We start from the raw sequence: 24,843 nt of genomic DNA on the forward strand, positions 1-24,843 counted from the left end.
GCTGCTTGATATTTCATTCGTCAGGTGCTCGAACATTTTGGTGTAGTTTAGCATTGGCAATGGTGCTCAGGAGTTTAGTGTTTTTGGTGTGGCGTTGCTGCTCTAGGGTCTTGATTGTGCCTGTTACCTCCACCCGCCGCTGAATCAGTTGGTCGGCATTGAGGTCAGCAAGGTGGGGGAATGGGTCTGGTGCCTCTGGCGGCAGGGTCTTGAGAACCCGCTGAAGGTCAGACCGTGAGATCGGTGGTGTCATCAGTCATTTTTGATTGCACCCTCATTCACCAAGCGGTTGTAGTGACACTGAATGGCGTCCTCCACGATGGAAGCGAGGGTGATGGATTGATTGGTGCGTTGGCGGTGATGCTGGATTTCAGAGACCAGTTTCATCGTCTCCTCACTGAGGCGGATTCCAAATTGTTTTGGAGCATCGGGATGGTCGTATGCCATTTCTGCTGGGGCGTATGGGTGAAGTGTGGCAGGGGATTCCGCCAGCACCAGCAGGGATAAGGAAGAGCATCGGATGGAACCTCTGTGGGTTTCAGGAATGGGTTGAGAGGGGCGAACTGCTATGAGTTTCTTGCCCCTCAACGCTGAAATTATAGCACTATACCAGCAAGATGTGGTGCTTAGTGCTTGAAAGTCGTTAAATCGCAACCAGTTCAGGCACCTCCTGCGATGCCGCCACCTCCAGAGCAACCGCATCAAGCATCTGATCGGTAACTGAGCGGTGGGTAGTGGGGGTCAGGTCACCAAAGCGGGCAGTGAGTGCCTGGGAGAACAGATTCGTGAACTCGGTGCTGATCGTGGTGGAAAGCAGGTCAGCAGCAAATGCCCAGTGCTGAATCATTGAGGCAGCACTGAGGTTTCCGCCCGCAGCAGCATCAGCAGAATCCTGTTCCCACTGGCAGCAGCGGTCACGAAGAGCAGCAACCATCACGCCCTGGGCAGCATTGAGGGTCGCAAGGTCAATGTTGGAGAAATCGGTCGGCATGGGTCTGATCCTCTTTGGGATTCTGGAGTGGGTTGAGATGGCGGGTTTCTAATGAACCTCTTGCCTTCACCGCAGTAATCATAGCATATGGAACTGAGTATGATGCGTAGTGCGCTTTTGGATTGCGGAATGTTCCGTTGAGTTCTGCTGTGTGTATCGCTACGGCATCGTTTCCAATTTGCTTTAGAAATGGGGTCGTAAGCGGAGTCGGTATGGTCGCAACTGGTTTCCCATCACTTCTTGCCTTAGTCGCCCTGGTGGGGTTTGTCGTGGTTCAAGCAGTGCTTAGGTTTGGTGCCTAATACTCTGCTCTCTGTGTCAGGCACGGGAGCATAGGCAGAAAGTACTGCTTTGCCCTGTTAAGGCACTTGAGGTATTGTGCCTCTTATGGCAAAGCAAGTTCGTCTGACCCTCGCCAAGGCACTTGCCAAGGCAAATCTGCGTAGGGCAGAGGCGGGTGAGAAGGCAATCACGATGAATGGTCTGGCAGTGGCGGCAGGAGTAGCGGCAACGACCATCACCCGACTGGCACGGAACGATCAGAAGGCGGCATCAGCACTGTCATTGGATTTGGCATCCAAGATTGTGACGGTGCTGGATTGTGGGATTGAGGATCTGTTGGAGGTTGTTGAGGCGTAATCCCCTTCCTTACCCAAGTCTCTTTCTGAGAGATGCACGAATTCTGTCACTGCATGAATACAGGTCTGATGCCGAACCAAGTTCTACAAATTTGGGTTCTGTATCGTCAAATATCTCAACCTTTTTATTTGCGCCATTGAAGTAAAGGCGAACTACTGATTTCCAGGTGTTGCCGTCAACCAGAATATTAAAGTAAGTCTTAGTATCCTTCTCTAGAAGTCTTGAGGGGTCTATGTCTGAGGCGCAAATTGCTCTAACAATGTAGAGACCTTCGGTTTCTTCTGCCGTTGTTTCAACGCCGTTGCTGTTAACGCTTTGTTCGCTTGGAGATTCTATGGGGGCAGCATCCTCAGTTTGTTGCCCGACCTCAATCGCTGACTTTAGTCTGTCATTTACCCGATCATTAATGTAAGCAAGTAATGCCTCCTGCACGATTGGTTTAAATTGCTCCTGAATGCTTGATGTCACTCGCTTACCGCTGTGAACCCTGCCCGCCATTTCCTTGATAAACCATTCACTTGGATCCTGCAGTTCCTTTTTGATTTCCTCCTTTACCCCGCCTAGATATTTGAGTCTTTCTGCTGAATCAAGCAAACCTGCAAGGTCATACATTGACTTTGTAAGTTTCTTGATCTCCTTGACTGGCGCATTTGAGAGATCAAGAAGATCAATCTCTGCAAATGGAGTTGGATCCATCACATTTGTATTGTCCAAATCAGAGTAAAACTGATATATCCTGCCATTGGTGAGGATGCCTACCCTTGCCTCTGTTACATGGAAGTATCTGGCAAGTTGCCCTTTTTCAGTGTCTTTAAGGTTGGTTTTATATGGTTTTGCTTCAATGAGAATCTTGGGTTTTCCGTTTTCAAGTATGGCGTAATCTACCCGCTCTCCTTGCTTGATTTCTGGGAAGTCGGCGGAGTATTCGGGCATCACTTCTGACGGATTAAATATGTCATATCCCAGTGCCTGAATAAACGGCGTTATAAGCGCCATTTTGGTCGCCTCTTCGTTCTGGAGATTATCTGCACTTTCCTTTGCTCGCTTGGCAAGTGTTTGGAGATGGTCAATCAAATCCATGTCTTTTAGAAGCGGTGGTTACAGGATAGCGGTTAATGCCTGATTGTCTTACTCTTGCATCTATTGATATGTACTGCCGTCACCAGGAAGCACCTCCAAGAGCAGGTCACTCAGATCCAACTCTTCGTCTTCGTCTGCTTCGGGTGTGGTGAAGGTCGCTGAGGTCACGGGGACTGGTCGCTTGTGCCCATTCTCGCTGCAAGAGCAGCGTTTTGCCTGCTTTGCCATAAGTATATTTACTACTCGTCCCGATCATCCATATTTGTTGCCTCTTCAAATACACCCTCTCGATTCCAGTAGTTGTCAACATCTCCACCGATTTCTCCCGTTATCGACGATGAATTTTCATTTAGGGCATCCAGCGAAATAATAGGTTGTGGTTCGTAATTATTCATTACTGACCCTATGTCTCCTTGCTCGTGCGCCCAGATTTGATAACCTTCCCAGTCTTCGGTCTTTATCGCATTTTCCAAATATCGCAAATGCTCGGAATTGTCATATTCAGTTATTCTCTCTTGAAACGGCGCTACTAATGAACCATTTTTCCACTTGCAAAATTCTTTGTATCTTTGGTGAAAATGTGATGTTAATATTCCACTAGTCACTTCCTTTTCGTTTCTGGGGAAAAATCCACTTTGGCGAATACGCCTCCATTCGACTCTTGCTTGCTGTTTTGATAACACTTTCTGAGCAATGACATCATTCTTGTCGATGCAGATGTAGTGGCAAATTAATTGCTCGTCATCAACGGCGAACATGTGCCAACATAGGGATTTGGAGGTAAGAAGGAATAAATTTTTCATCTTGAGATGTACCGAATTGCGTAGAATACCGTTAACCTAAAATTTTGCATTCCTGTTGTTTGCTCCTTCTGTATGCTCTTACAGATATCGATTGTGATTGGAATTGCCTGCCTTGCCTCTCTTTAATCATGAAATCAACTTGATAAATTCCAGAACACACCATTCTCGTCGCAATGACTGTAAAGATTTTGATATTTGTCTACCAACCTCGCTTTAGAACTATATTCTTTCGCTATTTTCCTGGTTTGACTAATCGCTTCAGGATGACTAAAGAAGTCCTGCATGCCAGCGGATTCGACGCATTGCCACTCGCCGTTATCCGCCTCCACTTCAATAAACAGTTCCATGACATCCTGAATGCCTGTTGTATCACGGAATGAGTAATGCGAATTTAAATTTCCCGACTCCTCTCTGATCCGTTTAATTTGATCTTCTCTATACTGCCTTGCGTCATCTTCTCTTATCTGTTTCTCTCTTTTCATTCCATGCGCTCTTTTGGCGCCTGCCCAAACACCACCGACTACCGCTATTGCGGTAAGTACAATCTTGGCAACTGACTTTGCTTGAGACATTTGAATGTATAGATTTTTTTGATTTTACTTGAAATAGTCGAATCACCTTGGAACGATGATCACGCCCGTATTTTGTTGTAATTTTATATTGCCCAATCCTTGCTGAATGCTATTCCCTGCAGACTCCAATCCCTCTCTCTGAAGTTCACCCTGTACTGCTAGTCCTGTGCCAATCGCCCTTCCATGCTCAATAACTGCATTGCTTGCATTTGCTGATTCCTTCTCTCGGGTTCTGACTTCTGCCGCCGTGTTAGGAGATAGGCAAATTCCTTCGTGGAATATCTGACCTTGTTCGCATCTTGGATCGCCCCTGTCATGCATGATTCCAGTCGATAACTTGAGGTTTGTCATGAAGCGCAAGGCGACATCTTCTTTTGCGAATATTATTTTCCCAACACTTTCACTACCGTCGTTCTTTATGTAAACTATATCAAATGAGTACTTCCTCCCGATGCACCAAAACCCGTATGCGTTGCAAACGCCATTGTTCGCATTGTAGAAAAAAGTTTTGATTCTCCTGTAGAGCACCTCGTCTTTCTCGTTTATTAGTATCGACTGTGTGTCAAACTTGACTTTGCAGTCATTTCCTCTCTCTCCACACCACGCTTCAAATATCTTTGTTTCATTGTTTTTGTTGCCGACATCAGCAGTCCCAAAGTCCGCTTTTGCCTGTGTGGTCAGCGCCGTAAGAGTTATTGCTATTCCGATGCCAAGACCCCGCAGTAGTTTCATGCCTGCTTTCCTATACATGCCATGAGAGCAACATTACTGCCTGCTATGCCAGACGGCAATGCTTAGTCTATAGGTTTCGAGTTTTTGCTTGTTAGGTGCTCCATGCGCTAGGTGCTTTCTCTCCTGCCGCAAGGTGCAGCGTTCTACCAGTTATGCAGTGGGTGCATAGAACCACCAAGATTTACGATGGACGCTTGCCCGACCGTCATATATGGCGTCACCTGCTCCTCGCTGCATCAACTGCCAGAACTTCAGCGTTTGCAATGGAACTGCTGGTGTCTGCAGGGTCTGGCAAGTCCTGTTGCTTGCTCAGTTGGCGTCCATTAACCGTTGTGAGCATTGGACGGCACCTGCGGTCAGATAGGAGCGCAACCATTGCGCCTCTGCTTATTGGGATGCCAATGCTTAGGAGGATGCTTGTGGGATCTGCAGTTCTTGCCCTCGCAGGTTTTTCAGTGTGTTCGGGTTGACGTGTGTCGTCTGTTGCTTTCTGCCACCTCTTATTGATTATAGGGAAATTCTAAGGATCCGTATTGAGAACACTTTTCAGAATTGATTCCAATACTTTACCTCTCGTGTCCATTCCCCACTCCAAACGTAATTCTTCTAGCATTGCCAGTTCTTTCATGCTAAGTCGAATTGTGCAAGTAACTTGCCTGTGTTCTGCATCCTGTGTCATGTTAAATCCCGCTGAATGAGTTCTTGCGGGTATCGCATGTCGGGCAATGCGTGCGCTTCTCCGGATTCATTTGTTCCGGATGAATTAACCATTTTATTCGAGTGTGCGGCAATTGTAATTTAATTCCATTGCCTGTTGGATGATAGTCGAACGATTTGCTTTTACCATCCTCCTAGCAAGCAACCGGGAGGAGGCGTCTGTGCGTACTGGCACATCCCATCTGCGTTGCAGCATATGTATACGTATCCCTGCATTCGAGCGTTCATGTCCTGTGTCATCTGGCACCGGCAACCATATGCCTGGGATTGCGCGGGAAAGATGATTGCAAGGGAAGAAACAATAACAACCCCAAGTGTCGAAGCGATACGGTCTCCCATGGTTCAACTCTGCGGATATGCATGTCTAGTGTAAATCCTGCCCTGACCAACCAGTGCTTCTATCAACCGCTCTCATTTATTAGTATAGGTGTATTCGTCTGTCCGATGCCTGCTTCTTCCCAGGCGCTCCATCGCGCCGCCTGCTGATCCTTCTCCCAGATACCCTCCAGCATCTGCCGCAGGCGTTCGGTTCTGCAGGGCATGCCGCCGATTCATGCGGAAGATCCCCTTCAGACGCCAGCACTTGATGCTTGCAGCAAGGGCAAAGACCAACCAGGGCACCAGCATCCAGAGGGGGTTGCTCATCACGCTGCTGCCTGTGCCCTCTGGCAACGCTTGGTCTGCTTGTGCTGTCTGAATGTCCATTGGTTGCCCCTTACGACCATTCCGCAGTGCTCACAGGGCGTCGTAGGCACTTCTTTGATCCAGGTGGAAGGTCGCTCGCCCACCAGTTCTCTGCGTGACGGGTCAATGCCCCTTCCGCTCTGGTAGCGGGTGAGTGCTGGAGGGGTGGTTACGAATCCCGTTTCCAAGCAACGGAACAGCAGATACTGCCCCCGAAGGTTTTGGAGTTTGATGGGTTTGATGGTCGTGGGGATGCCTGGCACCGTTCAGGTATTTCACTAAAACTTACCCAGGTTAGGTTCTTTCGTCTGATCCTTTTTCAATTATTGTCCCCATATGGGGACTGGATAACCTCGCCTTAACTAGCGAATTCCGCTTACCTTGGATTTGGTCGCAATTGCAACGGTATGCGGATCACGCACTCGGATGGTGAGCATCTACTCGTTCTGAGTGACGCAGAAGCGGCGGCGCTTGTTGAGGCGTCTGCTCTGATTGTGCTTGCTTCTCAGTCCATTGCTGGCGCAGCACTACCTCCAAGGATGGCAACGGTGCTTGGGCAACTCTTTGATGGTCTCAATGTTCCTACTGCCGTCTCTGCACCTCAGCAGGACAACTGAGTTCACTGAACGCCAGGACTATGCGGGTTACATCAGTTGGAACCGATCACCTTTTGTGTCTCAGCGAGGATGAGGTTGGTCTGCTGGTGGATCTGTGCCACGCAGGTGCCTTCTCGGAGCACATCGCCTCTTCTGCTGAACGACGGGAGCGTGTGGATGCCTTTATGTGGCAGGTGCAGCAGTCGCTGTTGCCAGCAGTCCAGAAGCGTTACGGCAGAAAGGCGTTGAAGAGGTCTAGGACGGCGTAGGGGCAAGAGACCTACTTCTTGACGCCTTCCTGAGGTGTTGCACCTGGTTGCCCATTCATCTGTCCGCAGCAGCAGCACTGGGCATAAGCAGCAGTCCCCATCAGCAGGGTTCCAGTGGTCAGAGCAAGAAGCAGCAGGCGCTTCATTTGGGTCTTGTGCGAAGTCGTAAACGCACTCTATGGACGCTTTCTGCTGTTGGTGACTGCCTTGGCGATCAGGGACTCAATGGACTCCTTGACCTCACCACCCAAGCGTGAGTAGTATAGGTGTATCTGCCCGCCCTGTGCCTGCTGTTGAAGACCCTTGTTGGCATCCCTGACTTCGGAGTCGTATTCCCAACTGGTTCGTGACCGCTGCTTGAGAACCCAACCGCCAGGGGCACGAACACCAAAGCGGAGTTCGGCATCGCCAAAGGTGCTCAGTAGTACAGCGTCTATGGAGTGGCGCTCCTGCTCCAGGGTCTTGATGATGCATAATGCTGCATAGTGCATCACCAACGCAACCAGCGTCGCACCAAGTGAGGCATTCCTTTTGACCCCAATTTCAACAAGAAGATGCACGAATTGCGGAGAAGTCAAACTCCTAACCGCCGAGCATTTCCAGGCAATTCGTTTTTTTGTAAGGAAATTTTCATTTTATTGCAATTCCTGTGATCCAGAATCAAAAACAATAAAGAGACGCCCTAAGGGCACTTGAAGGTTGATTTGATTCAAGGCGCCAAGGCGGGTCTTTCAAGTGCTCTTTGGGGGAGGAGGCACCTCTGATCTACCCGACTCTCCAAGGTCTTATTCTTCAAGGGGAGCACCGCCTCAGAGGTTTTCGCAGTCGGTGCTAAGACGTGAGGTTCTATTGCGGATTATTCAGAAGTGGCGTAATTTAGGATATAATGAGTGTGTTAAAGGTTCTTGCTTAGAGTGTACAGAGTAGGCAATCGTCCCGCAAATCTCCATGCCATTCTTTCTTCCATTAGTCAACTGCCAAGAATCCACGACTTCGGTGACAGCAAATGGTTGCCCACAACAACAATAGTGACCGCTACCAATTAAACCCAGATAGTTTTCCACGTCGCATAGACCTTGAGGTCTCAGAAGAGGTGCTTGCCTACCTGCAACGGATTAGCGACAGGACTGGTAGGTCCATCGACCAAATCGCTGCCGCCATCATTGCCCAGAATGCCGAACAACATGATTCTTAACTGTTTGACCTTTAGTTATAAATGTCCACGGTTACTGGTATCTCGTGCTAAAGTAATAATGGCGTTTTGCTGAGGTTAGGGGAGCGGCATATGAATGTCTCTTCAGAGGTTGATGAAGATCCGAGCAAGGAGACTATTTCCCTCTCTCACAAGCGGATTACAGTTACAATTTCCGTTGCAACAGCGAGGAAACTAATGATGAGAAGTCGTGCGGAAGGGAGATCTTTGAGTAATCTTGCTTCGTATATTCTGGAGCAAGCATTGGCAAGTGATTCTCAAGACTGAAAACAGTGCTCTGCACTCTTAGTCAACGAAGAAGAGATCAGTGCGCCTGTAGCAGTGCCCGATTGAGGTTGTCGTCGCACCCCACCACTAACTGCGGGTAGATGCTGCCTTCTTTGTAGGCGGCATAGGCGTGAGCACAGACCGCTCGGGTTGTCTCCTGCCACTGCTTAAAAAGTGCCTTGGGCACCTTTTGCTTCAACTGGTCTGTGGATTGCTCCCAGGACTGACCAGCGCAATAGCGCATCTCCACGGTGTTCTCTCCAGGGCACTGGATCTTGGGTTCCTGGGCGTGAATAGCAGCGGGGAGCAGGAACACGCCTGTGACGACCAGCAGGTGCTTCATCGGAATCTTCTGGCGCTGCTTGAAGGGTATGGACGCTTTCCGCTGTTGGCGACTGCCTTGGCGGTAAGGGACTCAATGGACTCCTTGACCCCACCACCTCAGGGCGAGTAGTACAGGTGTATCTGCTTTTGTGCGATGCCTGCTGCCCGCCCTGTGCCACCTGCCGTCTCCTCTGAGGAATGGGAGTTCCTTGAGTGGAATGTCCTCAAACCATCCCGCTCCTCAAGCGTCTGTATCACCTGTCAGCACTTTCGCTACGAGGTCGGCAGGCACTGCGTCACCCTGCTGACCTGTCCGATTCATCAGGGTCTGATCCCCCAAGGTGAGCACCTGACCAGGCGGTGTTCCCAGTGGGTGCCAAGGCAGGAGGTGGCGGTTGGGTGGTGTTCTGAAGGTGGGTAGTGCTTTGAGTGTGTCCGCCTGAAGACCTGCGGCAATCACCCCATGGCGTGAGTGTAAATGCCTAATAGCGTTAGGGAGTCGTGATGAGCGACGGGAAGCATGTCCCTGGCGGAGTCGAACACGCCAGGGATTTTTTTGTGAACAAACCTTGCCCATGCTCGCGCTCAATACCAGTGCCTGACTGAAATATCCCTCTATGGCGGTGTTCGACCCGTCCATAGGTCGAGGAAGTGGGCGGAGATTTCGTCCCCGTTGCTCACGCCCCACTCCTCTCTCTCTTCGCCCGAACACCGATGAAGAGCGTCATTGCTACTGGTCTGACGGGCGTTCTGGCATCCCTTGCTCTGATGACCAGTTCTGCCCTTGCTCAGCAGATGTTCCCTGCTGGCGGAAGTGGTGGGACCTCCTGCCCAGGCGGTTCCAGTTACAAGGGCAGCGGGTATTGCCTTGCCACCAAACCAGGGCAGCAGTTCTTCCCTGCTGGTGGCAGTGGCGGCACCTCCTGCCCAGTAGGTTCCAGTTATGCGGGGTCTGGTTACTGCAAGACGCGCTGACCCTTCCGATTCATCAGGGTCTGATTCTCCAAGGCGAGCACCTGACTAAGCGGTGCTCTCAGTGGGTGGTATCGCAGGAGGTCAAGCGTGGGTGGTGTCCTGAGGGTGGGTGAGTGATGTTGGGGTAGGTTAGATGCCCAGATTTGTTCTGGCGCAAGCGATTTGCGTCTTCCGTCGAGTTCACGGAAGGAAATAGATGGTGGGGTAAATGTTGGGGTAATTCGTACCCCAACACCTGAAAAAGGTCTGAGAGAGTCCGTATAAGACCGAACTCGACGGACACCCTCTCCGCTTCTCAAGAGTTTTCAAAGGGTCTGGTTCGTCCAGACCCTTTGTTGTATCTGGATTTTTGGGGAGTAGGTGGTCCAGGTGAATCCACCTAAAACCAAAAATATCTGCACATTTTGCGGTTCAATCCTTTTGATCTGCTGTCAGCGCCTCTCTGTGATGGGTTCCCACTCCGCCTTCATTCCGATGTCTGGTGCGCCCGATTCCTTGTTGGTCTTCTCCACCCACTGCGCCCTGACGATCCTGTGACCTTTGAGGGCTTGGCGCATTCCTGGTGGCGCCTGGGCAGCGGCGCAGGAGTTGCCTCCATTGCTGCAGGCACTGGATCCCGACTGGTTTGCCTTAATCCCGCAACCACCCATCACCAGCAACCCAAGGCACAGTGCAAAAATTTTTGCTCGGCGTAATTCGGAACCCACTCGTATGTCTTCAGTCAAGGAAGAAATAAGTCAAATGAATACCTTTCCCGACATATTCGTGCTTGACTCCACCCTCGTAGAAAGTCCCTCTGTAGAAGGCGGGTATAGTTTTAGCGTTTCCAGGCGGCGTGATGATTTTTACATTACAGGTTTGCACCTTTTCTGAGATCTTTTTGCAGGACTCAAGATTTCTTGTTATTTCGTAGACCGAGTGATCTGCGAAAGTAATCATATCAAAGGATTGCTTTTCAGTTGTGGCACCTGCAATAGGAGTGATCGCGCAGTAGTCACGCTTGCCATTTCTTTCGCAATTGGGGGAAAGCTGTGCATTGGCGTTTGGGAGTACCGTTGCTGCATAACCGCCCAGAACTGCGATGGCGGCAACAGTTCCAAAGTGACTCTTCAAGTTCATGACCTGTGTTTGCTGAGTGATAGCGGAGTCTTCGCTGGAGGAATACCGCATTTTGCAAAACTAAACCTGTCTCCTTTTGTCCTTGGTTGTTCGCCAGCGTCCTCTCTCAATCATCACGCCGCCTGCTGATTCTTCTGCCAGACCCGCTCCGGCGCCAATTGCAAAGACCGACAGTGGTCACGAATCCCGTTTCCAAGCAAGGGAACAGCAGGGTCTGCCCACGGAGGTTTTGGAGTTTTGTCGGGTTGACGGTCACACCACTCCCTTAGTGCTGGTGACGGTGGTGCCCATCGCTGACATGCGGATGGGCATGGGCAATAGGTTCGTGCCGATGCGGATGAGAGTGCCAGTAGGCACCATCTGTTCGCACCCCGTTCGCTTCGTCATTGGGATGCTGGTGGGCATGGTGCTGGTCCTGGTCGCCAGGGTTATGGAGGTGTTTGTGTTCATGCCACACCTCGTCATGGCGATGCCAATGTGCATGGTCTTCATTGAGCAGCAGTACAACTCCAACCACCATCAAGACGCCAGAGGCAATCATGTTGGCGCTGAGTGCTTCTTTGAGGGCAAGGACAGCAAACCCTGCTCCAACAAATGGTGCCGTCGCAAAAATCACTGATTCCCTGGCAGCGCCCAACTCCCGCAGCGCCAGCAGATCCAACCAGATCGAAAGTCCATATCCGATTCCGCCAATCGCCAGGAGCACCACGACCTCCATGGGGGTTGGGAACCTTGCCCCTGTTAGTCCTGCCAGCAGCAGCATCGGCACTGATGCTCCAACCGATTTCAGTAAAGCGATCTGCATCGGGTCTCTGATGCTCAGGCGCTGACTGATGTTGTTGTCTATGCCCCATCCAAGACACGCCAGGGCGATAAATACCGCTCCATGAAGGGTCGTTCCTGAAGCGGTGCCGCTCCCGATGACCAATGCCCCAGCAATGATTAGTGCCGCTGCCGCAGTGCCTTTGCCGCTCAGGTGTTCCCTGCCAATCAGGACAGCAATCCCCATCGTGAACACCGCTTCCAGGTTCAGCAGCAAGGACGCAGAACCCGCTGACAGGAGTGCCAACCCGCTGACCAGGCAGATGGGAGCAGCAATGCCGCCAAGCAGGGTCAGCAACGCCAGCATCCCCAGGTCCTGGCGCTTGACCGAACTCTCTTGAGTGCTTTGCCCCCGCACTGCCCTTGCCGTCAGCAGTGCCAGTGCAGATCCCCCATAGAGCAGTCCCGCCAGGGCAAGCGGCGATCCTGCTGAGGTCAAGGTGCTGACCAGCGGGGCGCTCAGACCAAAGATCACTGCAGCAAGCAGACCTTTGAGCAGTCCTTGGCGCCGGTGGTCCATCTATCAATCCTAAATCCAGTCTCCGTATTGGATCAAGGCGATTGCCGCCTGCGTATCTGCTCTTGTGCGATGCCTGCTGCCGTTCCTGTGCCACCTGCCCCATTCATCAGGGTCTGATTCCTCAGGGGGGAATCTCAGGTTACAACAGCACCGAAGTCGGAATCGGAACCTTCTGTTGAGTTACACGAATCTTTGCCCCATGGCATCCCACTCAGGTTCAGTGAATCTCGTCTGGTTTTGTGAGATGTTTTGTTAGATCTCAAGATGAGATTGCTGTCTTTTTTCTCCTAATCCATTCCAGGGCAACCCATGTTGTTTTCAAATCGAATCCCACCCTCTCCGCTTATGCAGAGACCAGTTTCATTGTTTCCTCACTGACACGGATGCCGAACTGCTTTGGAGCACCGGGATGGTCGTTTTAACAATCGTTGCTTGCCTGATAGAGCCAAGCAGGCTATGGCTCTATCAGGCAAATCGTGACACCTGCCATTCGGCATTGCCTTTGCTTTGCGTAAGATGAATGATGTTTTCAAAATCTTTCTCGTCCCGCCATTTGAGTTCAGCATTAATGCTAATATTGTCAGGCGTAATATTATTATTTAGGCTTAAGTGTTCTGCTGCAAATTCCAATATTTTTAATGCCTGGGGTAGCTGGGAGAGCCATCGGTGATGCTTGTTTTCGTATTTTATCTCAATTGCAATATGCTCAATCGCAGCATTTAGCGCAGTTGGGTCGTCAATTAATTCCTCTTTGCTTTGAGTGCCATCGCCGCAAATATTGATATAGAAGTATATGCTTCCTTTGATTGCAGGTGCTTTTAGGATGCTATCGCTACCAATTTTGGTAAGTAGTTCCCTATGCTCTTCAACCGTCTCCTCGCCAAGGCGACTGCCTAACTGCTTTGGAGAGCCTGGCTGTTCGTTCATAACCGCTGGATCGTGTGGTTGTAGTGTGGCAGGGCATGGAGGGTTGCCAGGTCAAGGGAGGAGAAGCCTGCGGAATGTTCAACTGGTTTCCGCTGTATATATCGCTACGGCGCTCTTATGAATTTGCTTTAGAAAGGATGAATTCAGCGGAGTCGGTATGGATTTCTCTGGTTCGCCCTCGCTTCTTGTCTTTGTCGCCCTAGTGGGGCTTTTAGTTGTCGAAGTGGTTCTCAAGTTTGGCGCCTGACGTATTATTTTTTGGTTTAAATCAACCACAGTGGTGTTCAGTCCAGGAGGCGCCGATATTCCATGCAGCGAGTGTAAACGCCTAAAAGCGTAAGTGAGTCGTGATGAGCGACGGGAAGCATGTCCCTGGCGGAGTCGAAAGCGCTAGGGATTTTGTGAGCGAACCCTGCTTCTTTGGCATTTTTGGCAGGTTTTCGAGTGCCAGTTGTGGAATTGAGTTGGTGATCGCAGCAGTAGCCGGTCTGTGGGTTTACAGGGGATTTCCTTTTCCTGCTTCCTGCGGCATCCTTGGGTTGAATTCCATCACTACTTAAGATGAGGGACGACGATTTCTCTTTGGTCGACGACGATGCCAATGATGTGGAGCTGCCTGTCTTTGATATGGGCGCCGAGCACTGGCAGGAGGAAATTGATTTTCTAGAACAACGTCTTCGTGGCGAGCAGGGCGATATTGATAAGGACGATAAGGAGACCTGTAAGGAGGCACTGGCAATCGCCAAGGAGAACCTTGCGAATTGCTTAAGGCGTCAAAAGTAATATCCTTGTAATTTTAGACGTTGCATGTTGCCCAACCACTTGTTCAGGGGCCAATAGCTAATCGGAATTGATTTTGCGAGTCAAGCACGGACGTTCACTTTGCTGTAAAGCGAACAAAACTCTTCTTTGCCTGAATCCATGGCATGGGCCATTGAGTTGAGCACATACTCAAGATCTTCGGTTGCTAGCTCGCCGAGCGAATTCCAGTTTAAGGCAAACAGAATTGAAGAGTCCATGGCAGGGTGTTGAGGCCACCCTGATGCAAGGACGACTGATTTAATGTCTGCAAACCATAACCCCATAAGCCGTCAAAATGGGATTTCAGCACATCCCATGGTCTTAAGAAATTAAGTAGCAGACGAAATATCGCTGCGCTGCAGTGGATTTGGAGAGTTTGAATACTATGCGACTTGGAGCAAATATATTTTTCTACTTTTTCTTAGCATTAGCGGTGTGAGTATTAGAGGTTGATATTTGCGTATAGCAAAATTTATGCTGATCCTAAGATGCTTTTCTCGATGAAGTTATCGACTTGCCGATTCTGGTTCTGGTCCGAAACCTGACTTTAGTAGTTGTCGCCGTACTTGACTTCGGCTGATGCATTCATAAGTTCTACAGTCGTTTGGAAGCCCTGCGCCACGGTTACCTCGTGTTGGATGCCGATGTCCCTTAATGCAGTTACGTCGTATTCAGGAGCGGTGATCCAGCTGAATCCTTTGCCAAATGTGTTGTCAGGGTTGACCACATACCAATGGCAAGCGGTGTCTGGAACTGCCACCGAGCATTTGGTCCAGTCGTTGTCCCATTGGGGGACTTGAACAAATGAAAGGGCCGCAAATAAGAAACCAAAAATGCTTAACAACATGGCCGTCTTATGAAATCTTCACAATCCTACTACGGTTAGGTCGCTTTTTGTCGTTTCCCTGATCTGGATTTGGGTTCGGTTGCCTAAATTTCCATCCCTGATCTGCGTCGAGCCCCTGGAGATGCCCCACCACGAGAACCGTCCCACCAAAATCTGCCCCGTTTGTGAGCGGCCCTTTCAGTGGCGGCGCAAGTGGAGGGATGTTTGGGATGAGGTGCGCTACTGCTCAGAAAGGTGCCGCCGGCAACGCACCGCCAAAGAGGTTTAAAAGATGCGCCTCACCTTTGTGAAGTTGGAGCTGGGTCTGGTTTCTAAGCCCCAATTCGACGCCGTGATTCCAGCCCATCTGGCCTGGCTGGCAGAACTAGAACGCAAGGGCCATGAGCCCCGCAGTGGTTATTGGGCCGATCGGGTCGGCCGCAGTGGCGATGGGGCTGGCGGCATGTTGCTGTTTACGGCAGCCAGTTGGGAAGAAGCGGAGGCCCTTGTTCGAACAGATCCGCTGATCGTTCAGGGATGCGTCAGTTGGACGCTGCATCAATGGGCGCTGGTGTTTCCGCCAGCAGGCCTAGCTGTGAAACAGCAACACCAGACCTGAATTGAGCTGGTGAAACTCCCGCTCTTCGCGACTTAGATCGAGCCCTACCTGCAGACCTTCCTTGAGGGCATCTTCATAGGGAGGAGCTGTTGGCGCTGCCCCGGCTTGCCACAGGGCTGCAATCCCTACAGGTGTGGCGTGCCAGCTAAAGCAAGGGGTTAGCCCGATGTTCGGCTCCTTGAGGGCATCTTCGAGCAGCTCGCGAATTGCCATGTTCTCCATGATCTGCTTGCAGCTTCGTCAGGGGCAGGGGCAGGGGCAATCAGCTGAGAGTTTTCGTGATGAACGCCACTGCAGCGGCAGCAGTGAGCCATATCAGCTCAAGCCGCCGATTTAGTTGCAGCATTTGCAGTACCGCCGCCTGATCCGGCGCTGGCAGCCCAGCGGCAAGCAGGGGCTTGCGATGCATTTGGCCGCCATAGCTATTGCTGCCCCCCAGCTGCACCCCGGCGACGTGGGCGTAGGCGGCTTGGGATAGCCCCGCATTTGGTGAGGGGTCGGCGGCGCCATCGCGCCGGGCCGCTGCCAGTACCCCAAGGCTGCGGCCTGGCTGGCCAGCCGCCAGCGGCAGGCTCACCGCCACCAACCGGCAGGGCAGCCAAACCAGTAGGTCATCGAGGCGGGCTCCCGCCGTGCCCAGCCAGCGCAGGCGCCCGCGGCGGTAGCCCAGCATTGAATCCAGGGTGCTCGCTGCTTTGAAGCCCCAGGCCAGGGCCAGGGGGCCGGGCCATGAGGGGTTGAGGCTCCAGAGCCCAGCCCCCAGCAGCATCCAAAACAGTGGCGCAAACAGACCGTCCACGCCGTTCTCGCTGGCCGTTTCGGCCAGGGCCCGCAGGATTTCCGGGGCGTCGAGATCGGCCGTGTCGCGGCCCACTATCCAGGCAAGGGCCCGGCGGGCTGGCTGAAGGGCTGCCTGGGTTGGGTTGTCGCCAGAGTGGTCTGTCTGGTTTTGTTCTATCTGGTTTTGTTCTGTCTGTTTCTGTACAGCTTGTACGGAATTAGGCAGAGCTTTCAGTACCCCACCCACCGCTTGCTCGAGGCTGCGGCCGGCAAGAGCGCTGGCCAGGGCCACCACCAGCAGCGGCGTAGGAGCCAGCCGCTCCATTCCCCAGCCCGCCAAGACGCTGCAGCCCACTAGCACCAGCGTGATCAAGCCGCCCGCCAGCCGCAGCTTCCAGGCTCTGTTGCCCGCCCAGGCTTCAGCGCCGCGGCGCAGCACGGTGATCCACCAGCCCATGACCACCACCGGATGGGGACACCAGCGCGGGTCCCCCATTAGGCGATCGAGGGCGCAGGCGAGGACAACCAGCAGCAGGGGGTTGCTGAACAGTTGATTGCTGAGCAGGGGCTGGATCAGGCCGTTTTCAGCCAGCTGAACATTGAGCGCAGGCCCTTGCCCACCTGCTCAATCGGATGGGCCGCATCGCGCTCGCGGATTTTGGTCATCTCCGGCTTGCCGGCGTCACACTCGGCCACGAAGTTGCGGGCGAAGGTGCCGTCTTGGATGTCGGTGAGGATGCGCTTCATCTCCGCTTTGGTGTCGGCGGTGACCAGGCGCGGGCCGCTCACGTAGTCGCCGTACTCGGCGGTATTGGAGATCGAATCGCGCATGGCCGTGAGGCCGCCTTTAACCATCAGATCGACGATCAGCTTCACCTCGTGCAGGCACTCGAAGTAGGCCAGCTCGGGCTGATAGCCAGCCTCCACCAGGGTTTCGAAGCCGGCCTTGACCAGCTCGGAGAGGCCGCCGCACAGCACGGCCTGCTCGCCGAAGAGGTCGGTTTCGGTCTCTTCTTTGAAGTTGGTTTCGAGGATGCCAGCTCTGGTGCCGCCGATGCCCTTGGCGTAGGCCATGGCCAGCTCACGGGCGTGGCCGCTGGCGTCCTGCTCGATGGCGAATAGGGCCGGCACTCCCATGCCGTTCTGGTATTCCCAGCGCACGGTGTGGCCGGGGCCTTTGGGGGCGATCATCACCACGTCCACATCCGCGGGCGGCTTGATCAGCTCGAAGCGGATGTTGAAGCCGTGGGCGAAGCTCAGCACCTTGCCGGCGCTGAGGTGAGGTGCAATTTCCTTGTCGTAAACAGCCTTCTGGAATTCATCGGGCAGCAGCACCATGATCCAGTCGGCCTTGGCGCAGGCGTCGGCGACGCTCAGTACTTCCAGGCCATCGGCCTTGGCTTTTTCTGCCGAGCGGCTGCCTTCGTAGAGCCCAACGACCACGTTGACGCCGCTGTCCTTGAGGTTCAGCGCGTGGGCATGGCCCTGGCTGCCGTAGCCAATGATGGCCACCGTCTTGCCATCAAGCAGGGAAAGGTCGGCGTCGGTGTCGTAATAGAGCTTGGCCATCGAGGCGTCGGTTCTGGACAGGGCAGAGGCTGAGCTTACGCAGGCGCCCTTCAGGCCTCGCTTGGGTGGGCGATCACCCGATCGATCAGGCCGTACTCCTTGGCCTCGGCGGCGCTGAGGAAGTAATCGCGGTCGGTGTCCTTCTCGATCTTCTCGAAGGGTTGGCCAGTCATGTCGGCCATGGAATGGTTGAGCATGTCCTTGATGCGCAGGATCTCCTTCGCCTCAATTTCGATGTCACTGGCTTGGCGCTGGCTGGTGCCGCCCAGAGGCTGGTGAATCATGATCCGGCTGTGGGGCAGGGCCAGCCGCTTGCCCTTGGTGCCAGCGCCCAGCAGGAAGGCGCCCATCGAGGCGGCCAGACCCACGCAGATCGTCACCACGTCGCTCTTGACGTACTGCATGGTGTCGTAGATCGCTAGGCCCGCGGTCACCGAGCCTCCGGGCGAGTTGATGTACAGGTAGATCGGCTTGGAATTGTCTTCCGAATCCAGATAGAGCATCTGGGCCACCAGCGCGTTGGCCACTGCGTCGGTGACCTCCGAGCCCAAGAAGAGAATTCGCTCCACGCCCAGCCGCGTGTAGATGTCAACCCAGCGCTCGTACTGGCTGCCGGGGAGGCGGTAGGGAACGCTGGGGGTGCCGATGGGCATGGGTTTGGTTGGGGTGGTCGGTGGAACGCGGGGTGCCTGGGGGGGGGGGGCTGGCTGCCTGACGGTGGCTGCCAGAAGGTGGCTCAGCCCAGGCCGGCTGCCGTGGCCGGCGGAGCGGTTGGAAGGTCTTTCAGGCTCGTGAGTACCCGATCGATCAGTCCGTACTCCTTGGCTTCCTCAGCGGTGAAGTAAGTCATGCGGTCGGAATCGCGCGACAGCTGCTCCACCGACTTGCCGGTGTTGAGAGAAAGCATCTCCAGCAGGGTGCGCTTGTTGTGCAGCACTTCCTGGGCCCGGATCTGGATGTCGGTTGCCTGGCCGCGGGCGCCGCTGCGGGGCTGGTGCAGCACGATTGAGGCGTGGGGTAGGGCGGCCCGATGGCCCTTGGTGCCAGCGCTGAGGATCATGGCTGCGGTGCCCATTGCTTGGCCGATGCAGATGGTGTGCACCGGCGGCTTCACGTAGCGGAGCGTGTCGGCGATGGCGAAGGCTTCGGTTTCAAAGCCAACGGCGTCGCCGGTGTACCAGCTGGTGCCGGTGGAGTTGATGTAGAAGAAAATTGGTTTCTCCGGATTGTCAAACTCCAGGTAGAGCAGCTGGGCAATGATCAACTCGGTGACGTCAATGCCCATCTGGCGCTTGGCGTCGTCGTCGCTGAACAGGGGCAAGCCCAGATAAACGATTCGCTCCTTCAGCAGCAGGCTGGGCAGATCGGGCGGCGGCGTGCGCATGGCCGCGGAATCGCCGTAGTAGGGGGCTGAAACCGACATCCGCGGTTGATGGAAGCAGGTTTGCGGAGCCTAGCGGGGGCCGTCCGCCTGCGGATTGGCCTTGCTGCGCTCTTGCCGTGGTTTGCGCTTGGCGGTGGCCTCCCCATTGGCCTCGGCTGGGGCTCCTTCGCCCCGGGCGAAAACGATCCGGCCAGTGGGGTTTTGCAGGGCTCCGGTGACCACCACCGGCAGCCGCTCGCCAATGCGGCCCCGGGCGCCTTCCACCACCACCATGGTGCCGTCGTCGAGGTAGCCCACGCCCTGATCGGCCTCCTTGCCATCGCGGGCGATCTTGAGCTGTAGCTCGTCGCCAGGCTGCACCTCGGGCCGCAGGGCGATCACCAGCTCGCTGAGGTTGAGCACCTTGAGATCCTTCACCTCAGCCACCTTGGCCAGGTTGTAGTCGGCGGTGAGCAAGGTGCCGCCGGTGTCGGCGGTGAGCAGCAGCAGCTTGTCGTCGACGCCGTTGCCTTCGTAGCGGGTGCTGTTGACCACCAGCCGCCGGCCGTACTGCTCGCGCAGCTCGCTCAGCAGCTTGAGGCCGCGGCGGCCCCGGCCGCGCTTCTCGGCGTTGCCCGAGTCGGCCAGGGCCTGCAGCTCATCGATCACGCTCTGGGCCACGATCACCTGGCCCTCCAGCAGCCCTGAGGCGAGCAGGCCGCGGATGCGGCCATCAATGATCACGCTGGTGTCGAGGATTTTGGCGCTGGCCGGTTGCAATACCCCATCGGCCACCAACATCGCCTCCGTGCTGCTGGGGTTGAACAGGCGCAGCAGGGTGCGGCCATGCACCTCGGCCAGGTTGTAGCCCGATACGCCGAAAAAGACGTTGCTGAGCACCGCCGCCAGCGGTTTGACGAAGATCACCTCCCAGGGCAGGGGCAGCAGCAGGATCGGCGCCAGCAGCAAGTTGGCCACCAGCAGGCCGAGGATCAGGCCCACGGCGCGGCTTACCAGCAGGTCGGTGGGCATGGTGCGCACCTGCTGCATCAGTTTGCGCCGCAGCTGCTGGAAGAAAACTCCAGCGATCACTCCAAAGAAGGCACCGAAGCCGCCCAGCACGGTGCGCAGCCCTTCTGGTTTGTCCACCTGCAGCAGCAGCTGCTCGGGCAGCAGGTCTACCCCCAGCCACCCGGCGGCGGCGCCAGAGATCACAAACAGGATCAGGATGAGGGAGTCCACCATTCCCGTCGTGCGTGGCTACCCAACTGATCTGGGATGCAGCATGCCTGATTTCGGTGCCTTTGGCCTGAAGGGGTTTCCGCACCTGTCGTTGTGACTGCTCAATTTCCCCATCCAGTTTCAGTCCCAGCCCCAGCTCCAGGCCTGGCAGCCGCCCTGCTCTGGCCGCCGCGCAGTGCCTATTTGCACATCCCCTTTTGTCACCGGCGTTGCTTTTATTGCGACTTTCCGGTGGTGCCCCTGGGCGACCTTGCCGGCGGGGAAGCGCCGGCGCCGGGGTCGGCCTCGATTGCGGCCTACCTCAGCCTGCTGCTGCAGGAGATTGCCGCCTCGCCCCCCGGCCCCCCGCTTGCCACGGTGTATTTCGGTGGCGGTACGCCCTCCCTGCTGACGCCCCCCCAGCTGGAGTCCCTGCTGGCGGCACTGAGCTGCCGGTTTGGCCTGGCTCCTGGAGCTGAGATCAGCCTGGAGCTTGATCCAGCCAGTTTTGACCAGGATCGCCTGGCTGGCTATCTGCAGGCCGGGGTAAACCGGGTGAGCTTGGGCGGCCAGAGCTTTGACGATGCCGTGCTCGCCGGGCTGGGTCGCCGCCACCGCGGCGCGGACCTGCTGGAGGCCGCCGGCTGGCTGGCCCAAGCCCTGGGCGGCGGGGCCCTCAGCAGCTGGAGCCTGGATCTGATCCAGGGCCTGCCGGGTCAGGACCTGGGCCACTGGCGCCGCCAACTGCGGCAAGCCATTGCCCTGGCACCGCCCCACCTTTCCGTCTACGACCTCACCCTGGAGCCCGGCACCGTGTTTGCCCAGCGCCACGATCGCGGCCAGCTGCAGCTCCCCGATGCCGACCTAGGCGCCGACTTGATGGAGCTCACCTGGGCCGAGCTCAGCGCCGCTGGCTACGGCCACTACGAGATCTCCAACTTCGCCCTCCCAGGCCATGCCTCCCGCCACAACCGCGTCTATTGGAGCGGCGCCGGCTGGTGGGGCTTTGGGATGGGAGCCACCGCGGCGCCCTGGGGCGAGCGCCTGGCCCGGCCGCGCACCCGCGAGGCCTACGCCGACTGGTTGGCCCAGCCGGGCTCGTCGCCCGCTAGCGCTGGTCAGGCTTGCCCAGGAATGCCGCTAGATGAGCGCTTGCTGGTGGGGTTGCGCCGCCGCGAGGGGGTTTCCATGCCCGCGCTGCTGGCCCAGGCGGGTCTGGGGCCAGCGGCGCTTGTGGCCTTGCGCAGCCACTTGGATCCCTGGATAGGTGAGGGGCTGCTGCGGATTGAGGGGCCCCGCTGGCGACTCAGCGATCCAGCTGGCCTGGCCCTCAGCAATGGGGTGCTGAGGGAGCTACTGGCTTGGTGGCAGGAGCAGGAGCAGTTGCTTGGGCAGGGTGACGCTGGCTGGCGATCCAGCCTTGCAGCGCTGCCACCCCCAGGGCACGACCCTGCAACAGCGGCGGGCTGAACGGGGGCTGGCGGCTGGTGAGCCCCAGCAGGTCTGCCGTGACCCGAACCTGGCCATCACAGCCCTCGCCGGCGCCGATGCCTATCACCGGTAGATCCAATTCCTGTTGCAGCAAGGCGCCCAAATCGGCGGGCACGTGTTCAAGCACTAGGGCGAAGCAACCCGCTGCCTGCAGGGCCAGGCCTTGGCGCCGCAGTCGCTCGCGGCTGACCTCATCGTTGCCCTGGCGGCGGTAGCCCAGCCGATGAACCGACTGGGGGATCAGGCCGATGTGGCCCATCACCGGTATTCCGCTGCGCACCAACCGGTCGATCAAGGTCAGGGTCTCAGGCTCGGCGCCTTCAAGTTTCACAGCGGCGGCGGGGGTCTCCTTGAGCACCCGGCCGGCGGCAGCTACTGCGTCATCTGGGTTGCACTGATAGCTGAGGAAGGGCAGATCGCAAATAAGCAGGGGCATCTGCCCAGGGCCGCAGCTGCTGGCCAGGCCGCGGGCCGTGGCCCGGGTGTGGTGCAGCATCTCCTCGAGGGTCACCGGCAGCGTGGTGGCGTGGCCCAGCACGGTCATCGCCAGGGAATCCCCCACCAGCACCGCATCAGCGCCCGCCTCGGCCACCAGAGCGCCAGAGAGGGCATCCCAGGCCGTAAGCATCGTGATCGGCAGGCCAGCCTGCTTGCGGCTCGCCAGATCAGCGGGGCGCAGGGGCACGGGCTTCGGTGCGGGTGATGCCATTGCTAACATCTAGTCGACTCGGACCCATGCGGCTCTGACGCCCAAATCTGGTCAGGACCGGAAGGGAGCAGCCACACGGGATGCTCAGGGCAGGCGTGGAATCCGGGTCACCCCAATCACAAACCGCTGACTAGCTTTCCTGGCTCTGGCGGTTGAGCAGGAATGGCGGGATTTTGGCGCCCCGTTCCTCCTGGGTGCTGTTGAACAGGGGAGTTCCGGCAAAGCTGACCACGGTGCGCTCGGTGCGGTAGGGGGCGCCGCTCTCGAAGCCGGTGGCGATCACGGTCACGTGGATTTCGCCCTCGAGGCGTTCATCCACCACGGCACCCACAATGATGTTGGCGTCAGGATCGACAACCTCGTAGATCACTTCAGAGGCGGTGGTCATGTCCTCGAGGGTCATGTCTTTGCCGCCGCTGATATTGATCACACAACCCTTGGCACCGTCGATGCGGGCCGATTCCAGCAGGGGGCTGCTCATCGCCGCCTGAGCCGCCTCAAGAGCGCGGGAGCGGCCGGAGCCCACCCCGATGCCAAGCAGTGCGGTGCCGGCGCCAGCCATCACCGAGCGCACGTCGGCGAAGTCGACGTTCACCAAGCCAGGCCGGGTGATGATGTCGCTGATGCCCTTAACACCCATCCGCAACACGTCATCGGCGGCGCGGAAGGCCTCTTGCAGGGGGGCGCCGGCAATGGCATCGCGCAGGCGATCGTTGGGGATCACGATCAAGGTGTCCACGCTCTCGGCCAGCCGGGCAATGCCCTCTTCTGCCTGACGCAGCCGCTTGCGACCTTCAAAACCGAAGGGCTTGGTGACGATGCCTACGGTGAGGGCGCCAACTTCCTTGGCGACCTCGGCAAGGATTGGTGCTGCGCCGGTGCCGGTGCCACCACCCATGCCAGCGGCGATGAAAACAAGGTCGGCACCCTGCAGTGATTCCTGCAGTTCGGCCCGGGACTCTTCCGCAGCCTTTTGGCCGATTACCGGATTACCGCCGGCACCTAGGCCGCGAGTCAGTTTTTGTCCGAGCTGGATGCGCTTCTGCGATGCCGACTGCAGCAGCGCCTGGGCGTCGGTGTTCAGCACCCGGTAGCCCACACCCTGGAGGTCGGAGGCAATCATGCGGTTCACCGCATTGCTGCCGCCACCGCCGACCCCGATCACTTCGATGCGTGCCGACTGGCTCGGCACAATCTCGCCTGAAACGCCGCCAAAGGACGGATCGTTTGAGGCCTGGACACCGTTTGACTGGGAAGAGCTTTGGGTCATAGCGGCATCGGGGGTGACGGTGCGAACAATCGGCGACTGCATTATGTCGGCGTTTCCTTGCCTGGATCAGGAGAGTGTCTCACCTTTGCGGGTTTCCTGGCATGTCTCTGCTGGATTCCTTACGGCTCCCTGCTGGCGGCAGCCTGGCCAGGGGTGGAGGGTAGGCCCAGCTCGGGTTGTTCTGGATCGCTGAGATCGATGGATTGCAGCTGGCGGCCCTTCACCTTCGCCGGCAGTTCCTGTTGCAGGTGACGGAGCACTTCAAGGCGCCGCCCCAATTGGGCATCAGCCGGCCCGAGGCGCACCTTGCCGAGCCGCTTGCTCTGCAGCCACAGGCTGCTGTCTGGTTCAAAGCGGATCTGGGTGATATCTCCACCAATCCGCCCCCGTTGTTCGAGTACCAGGGCGAGGGCCGGGCGGTAGCGGGCCTGCCAACCCAGCACCAGTAAGCCGGAACTGGCTTTGGCTGCGGCCCCCTGGCCCTGGCCAATGCTCATCCAGTGGCCGAATCGATCGACATAGCCCTGCTCGCTTCCCTTGGCGGTGCGTCGCTGGGCCCTGGCTACCGCCTGGCGGTCGACCAGTTCAACCCGCAGCCGCGGCGGTGCCATCAGCCGACTCACCCGCACCTGTTCCACCGGCAGGGCACCGGCCAGCACATCGGCGATGCGTTTGGGGTGCAAGCCCAGCAGGGGTTGGGGAAAAGTCAGGCGGACGGCTTGTACCACCTGGTCGGTTCCCACCTGCTGGCTGCCCACCACCTCCACCTGGTCGGGGCCGGTTAGTACCCAGCCCTGACGCAGCAGGCCGTAGCCCAGGCCGCCGGCGAGGGCTAGCAGCACAAGGAAACGCCAAAGATTGCGCAGGCGCTCTCGGCGCCGCTGCTGGCGCAGTTGGCGCCGCCGCTCCGATCCAGGTTGGAGAGGGGTGGCACTCACCGCAAC

General features: G+C 56.3%; 30 protein-coding genes, 1 other RNA gene and 1 pseudogene. 8 read left to right on the forward strand and 24 right to left on the reverse strand.

Annotated elements, in window-relative coordinates:
• Positions 1-252 precede the first annotated feature (252 nt).
• Both C7K55_RS00010 and C7K55_RS00015 read right to left on the reverse strand, forming a co-directional pair.
• The gene (locus C7K55_RS00010; protein WP_106501383.1) at positions 253-447 is read right to left on the reverse strand and encodes a hypothetical protein; all 195 of its coding nucleotides are present in this window, start codon (positions 445-447) and stop codon (positions 253-255) included.
• 196 nt (positions 448-643) lie between these two features.
• Positions 644-991, reverse strand: coding sequence for a hypothetical protein (locus C7K55_RS00015; RefSeq protein ID WP_106501384.1), 348 nt, complete (start codon positions 989-991; stop codon positions 644-646).
• A 387-nt stretch (positions 992-1,378) separates the two neighbouring features.
• Between C7K55_RS00015 and C7K55_RS00020 the strand changes: the two genes are divergently transcribed.
• On the forward strand, positions 1,379-1,630 hold the full coding sequence (locus C7K55_RS00020; protein WP_106501385.1) for a helix-turn-helix domain-containing protein: 252 nt from the start codon (positions 1,379-1,381) through the stop codon (positions 1,628-1,630).
• 9 nt (positions 1,631-1,639) lie between these two features.
• Here C7K55_RS00020 and C7K55_RS00025 read toward each other — a convergent pair whose 3' ends face one another.
• The 7 genes from C7K55_RS00025 to C7K55_RS00035 all read right to left on the reverse strand — a co-directional run bounded on the left by C7K55_RS00025 (position 1,640) and on the right by C7K55_RS00035 (position 7,643).
• The gene (locus tag C7K55_RS00025) at positions 1,640-2,710 is read right to left on the reverse strand and encodes a type I restriction endonuclease (RefSeq protein ID WP_106501386.1); all 1,071 of its coding nucleotides are present in this window, start codon (positions 2,708-2,710) and stop codon (positions 1,640-1,642) included.
• A gap of 239 nt (positions 2,711-2,949) precedes the next feature.
• On the reverse strand, positions 2,950-3,468 hold the full coding sequence (locus C7K55_RS13195) for a hypothetical protein (protein WP_127431945.1): 519 nt from the start codon (positions 3,466-3,468) through the stop codon (positions 2,950-2,952).
• A gap of 179 nt (positions 3,469-3,647) precedes the next feature.
• Positions 3,648-4,085, reverse strand: a complete 438-nt coding sequence (locus C7K55_RS13200) for a hypothetical protein (RefSeq protein ID WP_127431946.1) — start codon at positions 4,083-4,085, stop codon at positions 3,648-3,650.
• A gap of 42 nt (positions 4,086-4,127) precedes the next feature.
• The gene (locus C7K55_RS13205; RefSeq protein ID WP_127431947.1) at positions 4,128-4,817 is read right to left on the reverse strand and encodes a hypothetical protein; all 690 of its coding nucleotides are present in this window, start codon (positions 4,815-4,817) and stop codon (positions 4,128-4,130) included.
• 1,128 nt (positions 4,818-5,945) lie between these two features.
• Complete coding sequence (locus C7K55_RS13840; RefSeq protein ID WP_206603447.1) at positions 5,946-6,179, reverse strand: hypothetical protein; 234 nt, start codon at positions 6,177-6,179, stop codon at positions 5,946-5,948.
• Positions 6,180-7,094: 915 nt separating this feature from the next.
• Positions 7,095-7,229, reverse strand: a complete 135-nt coding sequence (locus tag C7K55_RS14110) for a hypothetical protein (RefSeq protein ID WP_277621536.1) — start codon at positions 7,227-7,229, stop codon at positions 7,095-7,097.
• Positions 7,230-7,259: 30 nt separating this feature from the next.
• Entirely contained in the window at positions 7,260-7,643 is a 384-nt protein-coding gene (locus C7K55_RS00035; RefSeq protein ID WP_127431948.1) for a hypothetical protein, read from the reverse strand.
• 446 nt (positions 7,644-8,089) lie between these two features.
• Between C7K55_RS00035 and C7K55_RS13845 the strand changes: the two genes are divergently transcribed.
• Positions 8,090-8,278 (forward strand): hypothetical protein, encoded by a 189-nt coding sequence (locus tag C7K55_RS13845; RefSeq protein WP_106501389.1) that lies wholly within the window; start codon positions 8,090-8,092, stop codon positions 8,276-8,278.
• A gap of 90 nt (positions 8,279-8,368) precedes the next feature.
• Positions 8,369-8,563 carry a ribbon-helix-helix domain-containing protein gene (locus C7K55_RS14115; RefSeq protein ID WP_106501390.1) on the forward strand — a complete coding sequence of 65 codons (195 nt, stop codon included), beginning with the start codon at positions 8,369-8,371 and terminating at the stop codon, positions 8,561-8,563.
• Between the two features lie 37 nt (positions 8,564-8,600).
• Here the strand turns inward: C7K55_RS14115 and C7K55_RS00050 are convergent, their stop codons facing one another.
• The 4 genes from C7K55_RS00050 to C7K55_RS00065 all read right to left on the reverse strand — a co-directional run bounded on the left by C7K55_RS00050 (position 8,601) and on the right by C7K55_RS00065 (position 13,250).
• Positions 8,601-8,906 carry a lysozyme inhibitor LprI family protein gene (locus C7K55_RS00050; RefSeq protein ID WP_106501391.1) on the reverse strand — a complete coding sequence of 102 codons (306 nt, stop codon included), beginning with the start codon at positions 8,904-8,906 and terminating at the stop codon, positions 8,601-8,603.
• A 1,673-nt stretch (positions 8,907-10,579) separates the two neighbouring features.
• A complete protein-coding gene (locus tag C7K55_RS13210; RefSeq protein ID WP_206603448.1) occupies positions 10,580-10,981 on the reverse strand; it encodes a hypothetical protein in 402 nt (133 codons plus the stop codon).
• Between the two features lie 265 nt (positions 10,982-11,246).
• Positions 11,247-12,323 (reverse strand): DMT family transporter, encoded by a 1,077-nt coding sequence (locus tag C7K55_RS00060; protein WP_106501393.1) that lies wholly within the window; start codon positions 12,321-12,323, stop codon positions 11,247-11,249.
• A 465-nt stretch (positions 12,324-12,788) separates the two neighbouring features.
• The gene (locus C7K55_RS00065; RefSeq protein WP_106501394.1) at positions 12,789-13,250 is read right to left on the reverse strand and encodes a hypothetical protein; all 462 of its coding nucleotides are present in this window, start codon (positions 13,248-13,250) and stop codon (positions 12,789-12,791) included.
• A 561-nt stretch (positions 13,251-13,811) separates the two neighbouring features.
• Here C7K55_RS00065 and C7K55_RS13645 point away from each other — a divergent pair.
• The gene (locus C7K55_RS13645; RefSeq protein ID WP_106501395.1) at positions 13,812-14,033 is read left to right on the forward strand and encodes a hypothetical protein; all 222 of its coding nucleotides are present in this window, start codon (positions 13,812-13,814) and stop codon (positions 14,031-14,033) included.
• An 80-nt stretch (positions 14,034-14,113) separates the two neighbouring features.
• On the opposite strand, the gene C7K55_RS13480 is transcribed toward C7K55_RS13645, so the two are convergent.
• Complete coding sequence (locus C7K55_RS13480) at positions 14,114-14,269, reverse strand: hypothetical protein (protein WP_161956093.1); 156 nt, start codon at positions 14,267-14,269, stop codon at positions 14,114-14,116.
• A 329-nt stretch (positions 14,270-14,598) separates the two neighbouring features.
• The gene (locus C7K55_RS00075) at positions 14,599-14,898 is read right to left on the reverse strand and encodes a hypothetical protein (RefSeq protein WP_106501396.1); all 300 of its coding nucleotides are present in this window, start codon (positions 14,896-14,898) and stop codon (positions 14,599-14,601) included.
• A 121-nt stretch (positions 14,899-15,019) separates the two neighbouring features.
• Between C7K55_RS00075 and C7K55_RS00080 the strand changes: the two genes are divergently transcribed.
• Together C7K55_RS00080 and C7K55_RS00085 are read left to right on the forward strand one after the other, a co-directional pair.
• The gene (locus C7K55_RS00080) at positions 15,020-15,166 is read left to right on the forward strand and encodes a DUF2256 domain-containing protein (protein WP_106501674.1); all 147 of its coding nucleotides are present in this window, start codon (positions 15,020-15,022) and stop codon (positions 15,164-15,166) included.
• A gap of 3 nt (positions 15,167-15,169) precedes the next feature.
• On the forward strand, positions 15,170-15,496 hold the full coding sequence (locus C7K55_RS00085) for a YciI family protein (protein ID WP_106501397.1): 327 nt from the start codon (positions 15,170-15,172) through the stop codon (positions 15,494-15,496).
• Here C7K55_RS00085 and C7K55_RS00090 read toward each other — a convergent pair.
• From C7K55_RS00090 to C7K55_RS00115, 6 genes are all read right to left on the reverse strand, one after another.
• Positions 15,467-15,709: a hypothetical protein gene (locus tag C7K55_RS00090; RefSeq protein ID WP_106501675.1), complete on the reverse strand. Its 243-nt coding sequence runs from the start codon at positions 15,707-15,709 to the stop codon at positions 15,467-15,469. The two genes, C7K55_RS00085 and C7K55_RS00090, sit on opposite strands and share 30 nt — an antisense overlap.
• A 49-nt stretch (positions 15,710-15,758) precedes the next feature.
• Positions 15,759-16,850: a CobD/CbiB family cobalamin biosynthesis protein gene (locus C7K55_RS00095; RefSeq protein WP_396094809.1), complete on the reverse strand. Its 1,092-nt coding sequence runs from the start codon at positions 16,848-16,850 to the stop codon at positions 15,759-15,761.
• A complete protein-coding gene (ilvC, locus tag C7K55_RS00100) occupies positions 16,850-17,866 on the reverse strand; it encodes a ketol-acid reductoisomerase (protein ID WP_254969498.1) in 1,017 nt (338 codons plus the stop codon). Before ilvC ends, C7K55_RS00095 begins: the two co-directional genes overlap by 1 nt.
• 29 nt (positions 17,867-17,895) lie before the next feature.
• Positions 17,896-18,498: an ATP-dependent Clp protease proteolytic subunit gene (locus C7K55_RS00105; RefSeq protein ID WP_106501400.1), complete on the reverse strand. Its 603-nt coding sequence runs from the start codon at positions 18,496-18,498 to the stop codon at positions 17,896-17,898.
• 83 nt (positions 18,499-18,581) lie between these two features.
• Complete coding sequence (locus C7K55_RS00110; RefSeq protein WP_106501401.1) at positions 18,582-19,268, reverse strand: ATP-dependent Clp protease proteolytic subunit; 687 nt, start codon at positions 19,266-19,268, stop codon at positions 18,582-18,584.
• A 30-nt stretch (positions 19,269-19,298) separates the two neighbouring features.
• On the reverse strand, positions 19,299-20,453 hold the full coding sequence (locus C7K55_RS00115) for a PIN/TRAM domain-containing protein (protein ID WP_106501402.1): 1,155 nt from the start codon (positions 20,451-20,453) through the stop codon (positions 19,299-19,301).
• Positions 20,454-20,606: 153 nt separating this feature from the next.
• On the opposite strand from C7K55_RS00115, the pseudogene hemW reads away from it, so the two are divergent.
• Positions 20,607-21,803, forward strand: a pseudogene (gene hemW / locus C7K55_RS00120) (radical SAM family heme chaperone HemW); the annotation flags it as partial.
• Here the strand turns inward: hemW and panB are convergent.
• Positions 21,760-22,599 (reverse strand): 3-methyl-2-oxobutanoate hydroxymethyltransferase, encoded by an 840-nt coding sequence (gene panB, locus C7K55_RS00125; RefSeq protein ID WP_106501676.1) that lies wholly within the window; start codon positions 22,597-22,599, stop codon positions 21,760-21,762. The pseudogene hemW and the gene panB overlap by 44 nt on opposite strands.
• Positions 22,600-22,644: 45 nt before the next feature.
• On the opposite strand from panB, the gene ffs reads away from it, so the two are divergent.
• An RNA gene (gene ffs, locus C7K55_RS00130) (signal recognition particle sRNA small type) lies at positions 22,645-22,741 on the forward strand.
• 18 nt (positions 22,742-22,759) lie between these two features.
• Here the strand turns inward: ffs and ftsZ are convergent.
• Positions 22,760-23,941 (reverse strand): cell division protein FtsZ, encoded by a 1,182-nt coding sequence (ftsZ, locus tag C7K55_RS00135; protein WP_241518055.1) that lies wholly within the window; start codon positions 23,939-23,941, stop codon positions 22,760-22,762.
• Positions 23,942-24,018: 77 nt separating this feature from the next.
• Positions 24,019-24,837, reverse strand: coding sequence for a cell division protein FtsQ/DivIB (locus C7K55_RS00140; RefSeq protein WP_106501678.1), 819 nt, complete (start codon positions 24,835-24,837; stop codon positions 24,019-24,021).
• Between the last annotated feature and the right edge of the window lie 6 nt (positions 24,838-24,843).

Source organism: Cyanobium usitatum str. Tous (assembly GCF_003011885.1).
GTDB lineage: Bacteria > Cyanobacteriota > Cyanobacteriia > PCC-6307 > Cyanobiaceae > Cyanobium_A > Cyanobium_A usitatum.

Bases quoted from the DNA above. Each gene is read 5' to 3' on its own strand.
- C7K55_RS13210 (WP_206603448.1), bottom strand. From the start codon at position 10,981: ATGAACTTGAAGAGTCACTTTGGAACTGTTGCCGCCATCGCAGTTCTG.
- C7K55_RS00050 (WP_106501391.1), bottom strand. From the start codon at position 8,906: ATGAAGCACCTGCTGGTCGTCACAGGCGTGTTCCTGCTCCCCGCTGCT.
- C7K55_RS00115 (WP_106501402.1), bottom strand. From the start codon at position 20,453: ATGGTGGACTCCCTCATCCTGATCCTGTTTGTGATCTCTGGCGCCGCC.
- C7K55_RS13845 (WP_106501389.1), top strand. From the start codon at position 8,090: ATGGTTGCCCACAACAACAATAGTGACCGCTACCAATTAAACCCAGAT.
- C7K55_RS00090 (WP_106501675.1), bottom strand. From the start codon at position 15,709: ATGGCAATTCGCGAGCTGCTCGAAGATGCCCTCAAGGAGCCGAACATC.
- C7K55_RS13840 (WP_206603447.1), bottom strand. From the start codon at position 6,179: ATGAGCAACCCCCTCTGGATGCTGGTGCCCTGGTTGGTCTTTGCCCTT.
- C7K55_RS13195 (WP_127431945.1), bottom strand. From the start codon at position 3,468: ATGTTCGCCGTTGATGACGAGCAATTAATTTGCCACTACATCTGCATC.
- C7K55_RS00025 (WP_106501386.1), bottom strand. From the start codon at position 2,710: ATGGATTTGATTGACCATCTCCAAACACTTGCCAAGCGAGCAAAGGAA.
- C7K55_RS13645 (WP_106501395.1), top strand. From the start codon at position 13,812: ATGAGGGACGACGATTTCTCTTTGGTCGACGACGATGCCAATGATGTG.
- C7K55_RS14115 (WP_106501390.1), top strand. From the start codon at position 8,369: ATGAATGTCTCTTCAGAGGTTGATGAAGATCCGAGCAAGGAGACTATT.
- C7K55_RS00020 (WP_106501385.1), top strand. From the start codon at position 1,379: ATGGCAAAGCAAGTTCGTCTGACCCTCGCCAAGGCACTTGCCAAGGCA.
- C7K55_RS00010 (WP_106501383.1), bottom strand. From the start codon at position 447: ATGGCATACGACCATCCCGATGCTCCAAAACAATTTGGAATCCGCCTC.
- C7K55_RS13200 (WP_127431946.1), bottom strand. From the start codon at position 4,085: ATGTCTCAAGCAAAGTCAGTTGCCAAGATTGTACTTACCGCAATAGCG.
- C7K55_RS13480 (WP_161956093.1), bottom strand. From the start codon at position 14,269: ATGGACTCTTCAATTCTGTTTGCCTTAAACTGGAATTCGCTCGGCGAG.
- C7K55_RS14110 (WP_277621536.1), bottom strand. From the start codon at position 7,229: ATGAAGCGCCTGCTGCTTCTTGCTCTGACCACTGGAACCCTGCTGATG.
- C7K55_RS00065 (WP_106501394.1), bottom strand. From the start codon at position 13,250: ATGAACGAACAGCCAGGCTCTCCAAAGCAGTTAGGCAGTCGCCTTGGC.
- C7K55_RS00085 (WP_106501397.1), top strand. From the start codon at position 15,170: ATGCGCCTCACCTTTGTGAAGTTGGAGCTGGGTCTGGTTTCTAAGCCC.
- C7K55_RS00060 (WP_106501393.1), bottom strand. From the start codon at position 12,323: ATGGACCACCGGCGCCAAGGACTGCTCAAAGGTCTGCTTGCTGCAGTG.
- ftsZ (WP_241518055.1), bottom strand. From the start codon at position 23,941: ATGCAGTCGCCGATTGTTCGCACCGTCACCCCCGATGCCGCTATGACC.
- C7K55_RS00105 (WP_106501400.1), bottom strand. From the start codon at position 18,498: ATGCCCATCGGCACCCCCAGCGTTCCCTACCGCCTCCCCGGCAGCCAG.
- C7K55_RS00110 (WP_106501401.1), bottom strand. From the start codon at position 19,268: ATGTCGGTTTCAGCCCCCTACTACGGCGATTCCGCGGCCATGCGCACG.
- C7K55_RS00015 (WP_106501384.1), bottom strand. From the start codon at position 991: ATGCCGACCGATTTCTCCAACATTGACCTTGCGACCCTCAATGCTGCC.
- C7K55_RS13205 (WP_127431947.1), bottom strand. From the start codon at position 4,817: ATGAAACTACTGCGGGGTCTTGGCATCGGAATAGCAATAACTCTTACG.
- C7K55_RS00080 (WP_106501674.1), top strand. From the start codon at position 15,020: ATGCCCCACCACGAGAACCGTCCCACCAAAATCTGCCCCGTTTGTGAG.
- C7K55_RS00075 (WP_106501396.1), bottom strand. From the start codon at position 14,898: ATGTTGTTAAGCATTTTTGGTTTCTTATTTGCGGCCCTTTCATTTGTT.